Annotated in this window: 9 protein-coding genes; 5 read left to right on the forward strand and 4 right to left on the reverse strand. The window is 68.9% G+C overall.

All coding sequences use genetic code 11. From position 1 onward, the window contains the following. Positions 1-90: 90 nt before the first annotated feature. The gene (locus tag Aco03nite_RS32715; RefSeq protein ID WP_203801834.1) at positions 91-1,071 is read right to left on the reverse strand and encodes an arsenic resistance protein; all 981 of its coding nucleotides are present in this window, start codon (positions 1,069-1,071) and stop codon (positions 91-93) included. 110 nt (positions 1,072-1,181) lie between these two features. On the opposite strand from Aco03nite_RS32715, the gene Aco03nite_RS32720 reads away from it, so the two are divergent. The 3 genes from Aco03nite_RS32720 to Aco03nite_RS32730 all read left to right on the forward strand — a co-directional run bounded on the left by Aco03nite_RS32720 (position 1,182) and on the right by Aco03nite_RS32730 (position 3,011). Further along, positions 1,182-1,724: a hypothetical protein gene (locus tag Aco03nite_RS32720; protein ID WP_203801837.1), complete on the forward strand. Its 543-nt coding sequence runs from the start codon at positions 1,182-1,184 to the stop codon at positions 1,722-1,724. Between the two features lie 131 nt (positions 1,725-1,855). After that, positions 1,856-2,356, forward strand: a complete 501-nt coding sequence (locus Aco03nite_RS32725) for a sigma-70 family RNA polymerase sigma factor (RefSeq protein ID WP_239145631.1) — start codon at positions 1,856-1,858, stop codon at positions 2,354-2,356. A 10-nt stretch (positions 2,357-2,366) separates the two neighbouring features. Further along, entirely contained in the window at positions 2,367-3,011 is a 645-nt protein-coding gene (locus Aco03nite_RS32730; protein ID WP_203801843.1) for a hypothetical protein, read from the forward strand. 9 nt (positions 3,012-3,020) lie between these two features. Here Aco03nite_RS32730 and Aco03nite_RS32735 read toward each other — a convergent pair whose 3' ends face one another. Continuing rightward, entirely contained in the window at positions 3,021-4,145 is a 1,125-nt protein-coding gene (locus Aco03nite_RS32735; protein ID WP_203801846.1) for an LCP family protein, read from the reverse strand. A gap of 329 nt (positions 4,146-4,474) precedes the next feature. Between Aco03nite_RS32735 and Aco03nite_RS32740 the strand changes: the two genes are divergently transcribed. Further along, positions 4,475-7,189: a transglycosylase domain-containing protein gene (locus tag Aco03nite_RS32740; RefSeq protein WP_239145632.1), complete on the forward strand. Its 2,715-nt coding sequence runs from the start codon at positions 4,475-4,477 to the stop codon at positions 7,187-7,189. A 72-nt stretch (positions 7,190-7,261) separates the two neighbouring features. Here Aco03nite_RS32740 and Aco03nite_RS54255 read toward each other — a convergent pair whose 3' ends face one another. Further along, complete coding sequence (locus Aco03nite_RS54255; protein WP_275415927.1) at positions 7,262-7,864, reverse strand: calcium-binding protein; 603 nt, start codon at positions 7,862-7,864, stop codon at positions 7,262-7,264. A gap of 117 nt (positions 7,865-7,981) precedes the next feature. On the opposite strand from Aco03nite_RS54255, the gene Aco03nite_RS32750 reads away from it, so the two are divergent. Continuing rightward, the gene (locus Aco03nite_RS32750; RefSeq protein WP_203801852.1) at positions 7,982-9,124 is read left to right on the forward strand and encodes a M20 metallopeptidase family protein; all 1,143 of its coding nucleotides are present in this window, start codon (positions 7,982-7,984) and stop codon (positions 9,122-9,124) included. Here the strand turns inward: Aco03nite_RS32750 and Aco03nite_RS32755 are convergent, their stop codons facing one another. Continuing rightward, positions 9,125-11,989: a glycosyltransferase family 2 protein gene (locus Aco03nite_RS32755; protein WP_239145633.1), complete on the reverse strand. Its 2,865-nt coding sequence runs from the start codon at positions 11,987-11,989 to the stop codon at positions 9,125-9,127. Positions 11,990-12,146 lie beyond the last annotated feature (157 nt).

Consider the following 12,146-nt stretch of genomic DNA (forward strand, 5'->3'; position numbering starts at 1 on the left):
CCCATCAGCCTTCTGTCCTACCGAAGCGGAAGAAGATCACCGAATACGAAGTCTGTACCGTACCCGCCGTGTTGCCGAGATGGCTATCCGTCATCTTGGCGACGCCGGACCGCCTCGCCGAGAGGGAGAATCCAAAGATCCACTATGGAGACGAAGGTGCGGGATCAGTCGTACGTAGGCGACCATGCCGATCACTTCGATCAATGTCTGCGTGACCACCACCGCGGCGGCGCCGGCCAGATGATCGGGTAACGCCAGCGCCAGCGGCAGCACGACAAGCGAGTTCCGGGTGGCGCCGGAGAAGACGATCGCCCGCCCGGCCGGCACGTCCAACCGGAACACCCGGGCCACTCCCGCCCCGGCGAACGCCATCACCACCAGGAACGTCACGAAGAACGGGACCGCGCCGAGCACTCCGGCCCGCAGGTCCGGCACCTGCGAGGCGACCACGGTGAACAGGGTGACGGCCATCAGCGGGACCATCGCCGCCGTCGCCACCCCGCTGACCACCACTCCCGGCCGGTGCCGCCGGGCCCAGGCCTGGGTGAGCCAGGCCAGCGCCAGCGGGATCACGATCAGCACCAGGAACGCTTCCAGGAACGGGCCGCTGTCGATCTCGCCGGCCAGCTCCGGGCCGAGGAGGACCGGCAGCAGCAGCATCTGGGCGATCAACAGCAGCGGCGTCGCGGCCAGCAGCCGGCGGCTGTCCCCACCGGCCAGGCCGCTGAACACGATCACGTAGTCCACACACGGGGCCAGCAGCACCAGCAGCACTCCGGCCCGTACCGCCGGATCGTCCGGAAGGAACACCGACATCGCCGCGACCACCAGCGGCACCACCACGAAGTTGACCGTCAGCGCCGCCGCCAGGAAACGCCCGTCCCGCAGCGACCGCACCAGATCCGCCGCCGGGACCTGCAGGAACGTCACGAACAGCAGCAGACCCAAAACCGGATTGATGGCGTACGCCAACCCGGTGCCCGCCCCCGGAAGAGCCCAGCCGAACAGCGCCCCGGCACCGATCGCGGCGAGGTAGACGGCGACCTGATGTCGCTCCAGCGTCTCCGTCACGTATCTCTCCGTAAAACGTGCCGCGAAGAGACGTGACCGGCCCGGAACGCCCCGTCGGCGACGAACATGATCGCAACGCCACGGTACAGCGACGGAAACGAGGAACCACCATGAAGAAGCTGCTCATCGGCGCCCTGACCGCCGGCATCGTGCTCGCCCCGCTGGGCCTGAGCACCGCCGCCTCGGCTGCCGCCGCCGACCCGATCCTGCAGGGCAAGCGGCAGGTGGTGATCAAGCCGATCCCGTCCTTCGAGTCGATCGTCGCCATCGACAGCAAGGGCCGGCTCAACCTGACCGACGGCGAGGCCAAGTTCGGCCTGTTCGTGCTCAGCCCGGTCGGCAAGAAGTTCCAGATCAAGACCGCGAAGGCCGGTGATGGCAAGAAGGCGGCCTGCATCGGCATCAAGAACAACGGCAGCAAGTCCCTGACCGCGGTCGCCACCAAGTGCGACAAGACGCGGGCGGGCCAGCTCTTCACCATCACCAAGCAGAAGGCGAAGGACAACGGCCGCCCCACCTACGCGATCAGCAACAACAGCGCGTTCCTCCAGTACTTCCCGAAGTCCGGCCTGATCGCCGAGGAGCTGGGCGACGCCCCGCTGGTGACCACCTTCTCCTTCGTCGACAACGGCAAGGCCCCCAAGCTGGGCTGAGCACCGCGGCGAAACGGCGGCCGGTCCCGGACTCCCGGGGTCGGCCGCCGTTCGCATGCAACCCGGCGAGTGGGTTTCACGTATAGGGGGCGACCTGAACCGAAGCGGGATGAATGGAAGGCGGTGACCGGGTGAGACGGGACTCCGAACGGGAACGTGAGTTCACCGAGTTCGTGACGGCACGGCGCGCTGTCCTGGTACGTACGGCCACGCTGCTGGTCTCCGGAGACACGGCCAAGGCCGAGGACGTGGTACAGACAGCCCTGATCAAGCTCTACCTGGCGTGGGCGAAGGTGCGGCCGGAGACGGCGGAGGCGTACGCGCGGAAGTGTGTCGTCAATGCCGCGACCGACGAGCACCGCAGCCTGTTCCGCCGCCGTGAGCAGGTGCGCGCGGTGCTGCCGGAGGTGGCCGTCGACGCGCACACCGGCGAGGACCGGGTGATGCTCGGGCTGCTGGCGACCCTGCGGCCGAGCATGCGGGCCGCTGTCGTGCTCCGGTACGTCGAGGGGTTCAGTGTCGCCGAGACCGCCGCGGCGATGGGCTGCACCGAGGGCAACGTCAAGAGCCAGAGCGCTCGTGGCCTGCAGCGTCTCCGCGAAATCCTTCCCGCCCCGCTAGCTTTGAGATAAGGACTGACTCGTGACCGAAGTACAGGACATCCTGCGTAACCTCTCCGTTCCGGACGGCCAGGACGGCCCCGAGATCGTGGCCGCGGACGTGGCCCGTGGCCGGCGGGCGGCGACCCGTCGCAGTCGTCTCCGGTTCACCGTCGCCGGCGCCTTCCTGGCGGTCGCCGTCGCGGCCAGCGTCGGCGTCGGGCAGTACGGCGGTTCGGCCGGCCCGTCGCCGCTCGAACTGGTCGCCTACACCGGTGAGCAGCCGGCCGGTTTCCAGGTCAGCACGGTTCCGGACGGCTGGCGGGTCGTCTCCTCCGACGAGTCGGCGTTCGTCGTCGAGCCGCCGGCCCGCGCCGAGCGCCCCGAGGACGCGCTCGGCGGTGTCAACTACCACGGCCGGATCGTGGTCATGCTCCAAGGCGGCTCGCACTTCCCGGAGGAGTCGCCGGTGGAGACGGTCGACGTCAACGGGCGCTCCGGGAAGCTGGGCCACCCGCTGGAGGCGCCGGGCGAGCTGTCCGACACCCGCTGGCTCTTCTTCCCGGACGCCGCCGGGAAGAGCGTGAACGTGCAGGTGCCCGGCGATGTCGGGCTCAGCGACGAGCAGCTCGTCGACTTCGCCGAGGGCATCACCGTCACCGGCGACGTGGTCGAGATCAAGGGCTGACCGCGCAGGTCAGGAGGCCTCGGAGCCGTCGGAGATCACCATCTCCGAGTGGTCCATCAGGAACTCGGGGAGGGCGTCCTTCGACGTCGCCTCGAACAGGGCCCGGGTGTCCTCGGTGACACCCTCACCGCCGGAGACGCCGGCGAAGGTGCCGCCGTTGGTCCGGATCGGGATGAGGTCGGCGGCGGCGACACTCTTCAGGCCGAGGATGAAGTTCTCCACCGGCACGCCGTGGGTGTCCATCTTCAGCGACTTGCCGGCGGCGGCGAGCAGGCTCGACACCTTCGTCGGGTTGCCGATCACGCCGGCGCTGCTGGCCTTGGTGGCGATGGCCCGCAGCAGCTGCTGCTGGTGGCGCTGCCGGTCGTAGTCGCCGTTGGCCGAGTGGCGCAGCCGGGAGAACTCGAGGGCCTCCCACGGCTCCATCTCCCGGCAGCCCTTCTTGAACCACAGCGCGTTCTTCGGCGGCGAGGTCGGGTCGGCGCCCTTCGCGTACTCGACCTTGCCGTTGTTGACCACGTAGTGGCTGGACCACATGTCCTTGTCGACGCAGAGCTGCACCCCGCCGAGGGCCTCCAGGATGCCGCGGAACCCGTCGAAGTCGATCACCATGACGCCGTCGAACTCGATGCCGGTCAGGTCGTGCACGGCCTTGGTGGCGAGCTTAGCGCCGCCCTGCCAGCCGCGTTTGTCGGCCGACCCGTACATGTAGGCGGCATTGATCTTGGTAGTGGCGCCGGTGAAGTTCATCGACTTGTCCGCCGGGATCCTGGCGATCGTGTCCCGCGGGATGGAGATCATGAAGGCCCGGTCGCGCGCGGCGGTGATGTGCAGGACCAGGATGGTGTCGGACCGGGACGCGATGCCCTGTTCCTCCCAGCCCTGCCGGGAGTCCAAGCCGAGCAGCAGCATGTTCAGCGCGCCGGCGGGCAGCTCCCCGGTCTCGGCCCTGGTGTTCGACCCGCCCTCGGCGGCGAGCACGCTCGACGTGGTCTGCACGTTCGACGTGAGCTGATTCAGCAGATAGCGCATCGCGACGAAACTGCCTGCTCCGGCCATCATCAGGACGACGCCGAAAACGGTCAGGAGTCGGGCCCACAACGGAGAGCGACGAGCCGTGCTGGATTTCGCCATCGGCAGGCTTTCCTCCTCGTGAGAGCCCTCCGGGAGCGTGTCCAGCCGAAGCGGCGCGTAAATAGATATATGGGCGGTGGTGCGGCCGTCAACAGTAGATGAATCACGCCACCCCGGGCCGTGGGCAATTCGGCGAGGTCATTGTCAGTGGATCCCCAGGAGAGTCATAGGGTTCGTTGAGCGAATTGCCATGAAAAGTTCACGCAAACGCGAGCTGCTTCCGAAAGGTTGCCGTCCGGGCGATATTGAGACATTCGCCATTCCCTTGCTCCCGCACTGCACCTTTTCGGCCTCTTGTACGTCGAGGTATCGAGTGGAGGAGGGACGCGATGCGAGAGGTTCCCGCAAAGGTCGTGGCCTGGTTCCGGAGATGGCCACGATGGTCCCGGCGGGCGCTGGCGACGGTGATCGTGGCGCAGCTGGTGCTGGCCGCGGCGGCCGCCGGGTACGTGGTGAGCGTCGACCTGCCACCGGACCCGGTACCACCGCAGGCCTCGGTGCTCTATTACCGCGACGGGAAGACGGTTCTCGCCCGGATCGGGCCGACCGACCGCACCGACATCACCCTGAACCGGGTTCCGCTCGGCGTCCGGCAGGCGTTCATCACCGCCGAGGACCGCGGGTTCGTCGACCACTACGGCGTCTCGGTCCGGGGTCTGCTCCGGGCCCTCTGGTCGAACGTGGTGAGCGACAGCGGTCAGGGCGCCTCCACGATCACCCAGCAGTACGTGCGCAACGCGTACCTGACGCAGGAGCGCACGGTCAGCCGCAAGGCCAAGGAGGCGGCGCTCGCGCTGAAGGTGGAGAGCCAGTTCTCCAAGGATCAGATTCTCGAGCGGTACCTCAACACCATCTATTTCGGGCGCGGCGCCTACGGCATCGAGGCGGCCGCACACGCCTACTTCGGGACCTCCGTCGATCAGCTCACCACGTACCAGGGCGCGATCCTCGCCGCGATGGTCAAGGACCCGACCCGGGGCGACCCGGCGGTGGACCCGAAATGGACCAAGGACCGCTGGCAGTGGATCCTGCGGGCGATGTCCGCCGAGGGCCTGGTGCCGGCCGACGCGGCCGACCGGGAACCGTACCCGGCCGTCGCCCCGCAGTCGGTCACCGCGGCCACCATCGGCGGCCCGATCGGCCTGATCACCGACCGGGTCGAGGACGAACTGGTGGCCTCCGGGCTCACCCGTCAGCAGGTCCGCACCGGTGGTCTGAACATCGTCACCACCCTCGACGTCGCCGCGCAGGACTCGGCCACCGCCAGCATCGGCAAGGCCCTGGCCGGGCAGCCGAAAGAACTGCGGACCGCGCTGGTGGCGATCGACCCGGCCGACGGCGGGGTGCGCGCCTACTACGGCGGTGACCGGGGCCGTGGGTTCTACGACGACGCGCTGGCCGCCCGGCCGCCCGCCTCCACCTTCAAACCGCTGGCCCTGGCCGCGGCGGAGGAGCTCGGGATCGGCTTCGAGTCGTTCTACAACGGGCTCTCGCCCCGGCTGTTCGCCGACCGGGGTGGCGCGCCGCTGTTCAACAAGGACAACCTGCAGTGCCCGGTGTGCCCCCTGGACATCGCGATGGTGCACTCGCTGAACACGCCGTTCTACGCTCTGGCGGAGAAGGTCGGCCCGAACCGGATCCGGGACCTGGCACTACGGCTGGGCGTGCCGGAGAAGTACGGCGACCAGGCCACCATGGTCGACCTGAAGGGTGAGCTGACGCCCGGCAAGACCCGCGCGGACATCGCCCTCGGGCGGTACGCGGTCACCCCGGCCGACCTGGCGAGCGCCTACGCCACGCTGGCCGGCGGCGGCACCCGGACCGATCGGCACTTCGTCCAGTCGGTCACCACGGCCGGCGGCACCGCGCTGCACGAGCACACCGCGAAGGGGAAGCGGGTGCTCGACAAGGCGGTGGCAGCCGACGTCGGCTCCGTGTTATCGCAGGTGGTCGAGGAGGAAGGCCGGGTGCCGGGGCTCGACGCGGCGGCGAAGACCGGTTCCCAGCAGTACGGCAGCACCCCCGACTCGTCCGACGCGTGGACCGCCGGATGGGCGTCGGGGCTCGCCGCGGTCGTCTGGGTGGGGCGCGAGAAGCCCGGGCCCATCCGTACGAAGAAGGGCCAGGCGATCAACGGCGACGGGATGCCGTACGACATCTTCAAGGGTTTCCTGTCCGGGGCCCTCGAAGGGCGGGAGACGACGGTTCTCCCGGAGGCGCAGCACGTGGGGCGCCCGGACATGGGCGATCTGGAGACGATCGAGGGCGACATCAAGCGGGTGCCGGGCTGGATCTATCAGGGCCCGCAGAAGGGTGACCTGGTCGACCGGTCGCTGGCGGTCGGCACGTGGGCCGAGCGGACGTCCCGGCTGGACGGCGTCTTCGCCAAGTACACCTCCTCCGGCCTGGACTTCTCGGTCTCCTTCGTCGATCGCAAGACCGGGCAGCGGTACGACTACCGGGGCGACCGTGAGTTCGAGACGGCGAGTGTGGTGAAGCTGCAGATGCTCGCCGCCCTGATGCTGAAGGCGCAGGACGAGGACCGGGATCTGACCAAGGCGGAGCAACGGCAGGTCCGCAAGATGATCGTGGCCAGTGACAACGACGCGGCGGTCAAGGTCTACGCCCGGGTCGGCGGGGCCTCGGGGCTCCGGCAGAAGCTGAAGCGGCTCGGGATCGACGACACCGACCCGAACACCCGGTTCGGTTTCACCACCACCACGGCGAACGACCAGATCCGGACGATCGAAGCGCTCACCAAGGCCGGCGGCCCGCTGAGCCAGGACGCCAAGGGTTACATCCTGGGCCTGATGTCCCAGGTCAACGCCGATCAGACCTGGGGTGTCAGCGCCGCCTCGTTCCCCGTGAGCAGACCGCCCAGAAGAACGGCTGGGTGTCCCGGTCCACCGAGGAGAACCGGTGGATCATCAACAGCACCGGCCGGATCACCGGGGAGAAGACGGACGCCGCGATGTCCGTGCTCTCGCACGGGCACGAGGGCCAGCCGGCGGGCATCGCGACGGTCGAGCAGATCGCCGCGCTGACCCGCAGCTACCTGGGCTGGTGACAGCGAAGCGGCTCCCGGTGGACGCCGGGAGCCGCATCGCGGAGGTGGATCAGTTCGAAATGATCCGGTCCTTGCCGGGGCCGCCGATGATCTTGTCGTTGCCGGGGCCGCCGTACAGGATGTCGTTGCCGTTGCCGCCGTGCAGAACGTCGTTGCCCGCGTCGCCGGCGATCACGTCGTTGCCGCCCCGGCCGTTGATGTAGTCGTTGCCGGGCCCGCCGACGAGCTTGTCCGCGCCCGAGCCGCCGAGCAGGGTGTCGTTACCGGTGTGGCCGTCGGCGTACATGTAGACCCCGGTGGTGTTGACGACCTTGTCGTTCTTGTCCCCGAGCAGGACGCTGATCTCGGTCGGCTTGCGGGCGACCGTGCACTTGACCTTGGTCTTGCCGCCCTTGACCGCCTTGCACCCCTTGCCCGGCCGGAGCGCGACCCGGTCGTCCAGCGTGATCGTCCGGCCGGAGATCGTGATGACCAGCGAGTTCGCCTGGGCGCGCCCGGCCACGAACTGCACGATGGTGTTGTTCCTGCCCAGCACCTCGGCGTAGCCCTTGGCGGGTGCCGGCACCTGCGCCTGTGCCGGTGCGGCGAACAGCGTCGTCATCGCGGCGGCCGCGCCGGCGATCGCCAGAGTCTTGCGGTTGAACAGGAACATCGTGGTCTCCCCCGTGGCTTTCTTCGTGCTGACATCTGGTGCGATGCGGCGCCCGGGCACCTGGTTCGGGGATCCGGATAACGGATCGGTAACGGCGAAAATCGGTAGGCTGAGCCGGTGACTCTCGCTGATCTGCGTCGTTCCCTGCACGGCCATCCCGAGGTCGGGCTGCACCTGCCCCGCACCCAGCAGACGATCCTGGACGCGCTCGACGGCCTCGGCCTGGAGATCTCCACCGGCCGGGAGCTCACCTCGGTGACGGCGGTGCTCCGCGGCGGCCGCCCGGGCCCGGTGGTGCTGTTGCGCTCCGACATGGACGGTCTGCCGATCACCGAGGCGACCGGCCTGCCGTTCGCGTCGGCCACCGGCACGATGCACGCCTGTGGCCACGACCTGCACATGGCCGGTCTGGTCGGGGCGGCCCGGCTGCTGGCCGGGCAGCGGGACGAGCTGCCCGGGACGGTGGTGTTCATGTTCCAGCCGGGTGAGGAGGGCTTCGCCGGCGGCAGGATCATGATCGAGGAGGGGGTGCTCGACGCGGCGGGCGAGCGGCCGGTCGCGGCCTACGCCGTGCACGTCGACTGCACGACCGCCGCCGGGCGGGTGGTCACCCGGCCGGGGCCGATCATGGCGAGTGTCAGCAGCATGGATGTCGAGGTGACCGGCACCGGCGGGCACGCGGCGCATCCGCACAGTTCCGTCGACCCGGTGCCGGTTGCCGCCGAGATCATCCTGGCGCTGCAGTCGTTCACCGCGCGCCGGGTGCCGGTCGCGGACCCGGCGGTCGTCTCGGTGACCAGGCTGTCCTCCGACTCGCCGGCGAGCAATGTGCTGGCCCGCACGGTGCGACTGGGCGTGAACATCCGGTCGCTGTCCCGGACCACCCTCACGCTGCTCCGCACCGAGCTGCCGAAGCTGGTCACCGGGATCGGCGAGGCGCACGGCTGCACGGTCGAGACCGATTTCATGGACGCCTACCCGGTCACCGTCAACGACCCGGCGGAGACCGCGGCGGTCCTCACCGTGCTCGACGAACTCTACGGCGACCGGGTGGAGCGGCTGTCGTTCCCGGGCATGGCGTCCGAGGACTTCGCCTACGTGCTGGACGAGGTGCCGGGCACGATGGTCTTCCTCGGGGCGCAGCCGGCGGACGGCACGACCGGGCCGATGCACTCCGATCGTGCCGTCTTCGACGACTCCCGGCTGGACGAGCACGCCGGGCTCCTGGCCGAGCTGGCGATCCGCCGGCTCCGGCGCTGATCACCAGCCGCCGACACCCGCCAGCACACGCTCCACCGGGACCGGTTTGCCCAGGTGGAAGCCCTGACCGAAGGGCACCCCACAGGCGATGAGCGCGTCCTTCTGGGCGGCCGTCTCGATCCCTTCGGCGATCACCGTGCAACCGTGCTGTTCGGCGAACTCGACAAGCGCCCGGACCGCGGCCTGCCGGGCGGTCGAGCTCTCCAGCCCCGGCAGCGTCTCCATGCCGAGTTTCAGCACGGCGGGGCGCTGCGACTCGATCAGGGACAGGGTCTCGTAACCGGAGCCCTGGTCGTCGACGGCGATCCGGATGTCCCCACCGAGCTGGCCCGGCGTGGGCGACGGTGCGGTGCCGACCTCGACGACCACCGGGCGGCGGGCGCCGGCCAGCAGTGGCGCCAGCTCGTCCGGGCGGGCCAGCAGGTCGGCGGAGACGTTGACGGCGAGCCAGGTGCCGTTCGGCAGCGACGCCGACGACGTGACGGCCGCCTGCAGCAGCGCGGCGTCCAGGGCGACATGCATGCCCCGTTCGGCGGCGGCCGCGAGACTGTCCCGCGGGTTGCTGCCGTCGGCGAAGCGGGTCAGCGCCTCGTACCCGACGACGTGGCCCTTGGCCAGCTGGTAGATCGGCTGGAACACGGTGAAGAAGCTGAACTCCTCGAACAGGTGCGCCCGGCTGGACGAGGCGCGGTCGGTCGTCCAGCCGCCCGACTCGGCACGCTGCAGCCGCACGGTGACCTGGCCGGCGGTGGCGCCGTGCTCCTGCCGGTAGTGCAGCACCTGCGCCCAGTCACCGACGGCGGGGGTTTTCGGCGCCTTTTCAATGACCCGGGGCTTTCTGACACCGACGGGCCGGACCAGCCAGTCCTTCAGGTGGGTCAGCAGGTCGACGATCGTGTTGCCCGGGCCCACGAACGCGATCATCGCGTACGCCGACAGGGTCAGGTTCAGGGTGGCGAAGACCAGGTTGTTCCACTGTCCGAGCTGGACGTCACGCCACACCGTGTAGACGCAGAACACGATCAGGGCCAACGGCAGCAGCAGGTACGACGAGGCCGCGGTGGTCCGGTCGCGGACCTTCGGGGTCCGTTTGAACGCGCTCTTCTCCCCGGTCAGCAGCTGCAGCAGCGAGGCGATGCTGCCGGACATGTTGACCGGCAGCAGGATCAGGTTGAAGCCGTAGATGCGCAGCATGTCCGAGCGTTTGTAGCCGAGGTGCTTCAGGTCGGCGGCCATCATCAGGAAGTACGGCACCGAGACGAGCAGCAGGATCGGGTTGAGCAGTTCGGCGTTGAACGGGTACGCCAGCATGATCAGCAGGCACACCGAGCTCCAGAAGATCGAGGCCATGTAGTTGACCCGCAGGAAGTACTCGCCGAAGCGGTTCTTGTCCTCGCGCTTCGATTTGGCCCGGAACTGGTCCTTGAGCCGGGACAGCATCAGCAGCCCGCCGTTGGCCCAGCGCTGCCGCTGGATGCAGAGCGATCCGAAGTCCGGCGGGGTCGCGCTGTAGGCGAGGCGTTCCGGGTAGTTGTGCAGCGACCAGCCCCGGACACCCAGGTCGATGGTCGATTCGGTGTCCTCGATGACCGTACGGTCCTGGATGTATCGCTTGATCTCCCAGTCACCCTCGTACGAGGTCTCGCAGATCTCGTCCAGGGCCTTCTTGCGGAGTACGGCGTTCGCACCGACCCAGAACGTCGCCCCGTAGTGGGTCATGCCCTGGTGCACGATGTACTGGATGTCGGTGGTGGCGCCGGAGATCCGCTCGATCCGGGTCGCCGAGCCGGGATAGGCGCTGTACGGCGTCTGCGCCACCGCGTGCCGTTCGAAGGCGCCCTGTTCGAGCAGGTGGACCAGGCGCAGCGCGTACTCCGGGAGGAGCACGCTGTCCGCGTCCAGGGTCAACACATAATCCGGGTTCGGTACGACCAGATCGGCGCGGTTCGGGCCGGCCGTCACCAGCGCGGTCCCGAGCGGGGTGGAGACCTCCTGGTACGCCCCGCCCATCAGCCCGATGTAGCTGTTCAGGTTCATCGCCTTGTTCGGCTCGTGCGACAGCGACACGTACTTCTTGCGCTCGAAGCTGGTGACCGTCACGTCGAAGATGGCGATCAGCCGCTTGTGCAGCTGGTTCATCCGGGCGATCGGCAGTGTGGCGTGCTCGTCGGCGCCGGTGTTCAGGGCGCCGGCGATCTGCGCCAGGTCGGCGGCGAGCGGGTGCAGGATGTGCTCGACGAAGAACGTGTCGGTGTGGTCGACCATCTCCTGCCGGGCGCCGAGGTCGTGGAGCCAGCCGGAGGCGTACTCGTACTCGACGGCCAGCCGGCGCATGTCCTCCAGCGTCACCAGGTACCCGCCGCGCAGGCGGACCTGCTCGTCGAAGCTCGCGTAGGCGGCCGACACCCGCTGGTGCGGCACCCGCAGCTCGGCGTCGATCAGGGCGGGCAGGGCCCGGGCGGCCAGCAGCATGTCCCGCGCGCCCCGGGTCTTCGGCTGCCGCGGGTCGTCGATCAGCAGGGTCACGCGCAGGCCGGGGTACTCCTGCAGGGCGGCCGACAGCAGCGTGGTGCGGTTGGTCCGCTCGTCCTCCTGATATGACGGGACCAGAACCGTAACGCTCGGCGTCTTCCCGCCGATGAACTCGTCGAGCATGATCCGCGGCGCCCGCTGATGACCGCGGGACCGGTAGAAGTAGCCGATCCGGGTGATCAGGTAGGCGATCGCGGAGGCCGCCAGCCCGGTGACGACGAGCATGTACACGATCGCCTCGATCGCCAGTTTCACGCTGTGGGCGTGGCCGGCGATGAACTGCTGGATGACCGTGTAGGTGATGTAGCAGGCCCAGACCGTGATGGTCACCACGATCGCGAGGCGTCCCCGGGTGATCCGGCCTTCGGATATCGGGGGCGGGACGATCGGATGAGGGTCGGTCCTCTTGTCGGACCCCCATTGTCGTTTTGCATCCCGCTTTCGATGGTCCGCCGGTGCGCGTGACATGTGTTTTAGGGCCCTTCGGTGC

Origin of the sequence: Actinoplanes couchii (assembly GCF_016862075.1) — a bacterium.
Classification (GTDB): Bacteria; Actinomycetota; Actinomycetes; order Mycobacteriales; family Micromonosporaceae; genus Actinoplanes; species Actinoplanes couchii.

Bases quoted from the DNA above. Each gene is read 5' to 3' on its own strand.
- Aco03nite_RS32720 (WP_203801837.1), top strand. From the start codon at position 1,182: ATGAAGAAGCTGCTCATCGGCGCCCTGACCGCCGGCATCGTGCTCGCC.
- Aco03nite_RS32735 (WP_203801846.1), bottom strand. From the start codon at position 4,145: ATGGCGAAATCCAGCACGGCTCGTCGCTCTCCGTTGTGGGCCCGACTC.
- Aco03nite_RS32740 (WP_239145632.1), top strand. From the start codon at position 4,475: ATGCGAGAGGTTCCCGCAAAGGTCGTGGCCTGGTTCCGGAGATGGCCA.
- Aco03nite_RS54255 (WP_275415927.1), bottom strand. From the start codon at position 7,864: ATGTTCCTGTTCAACCGCAAGACTCTGGCGATCGCCGGCGCGGCCGCC.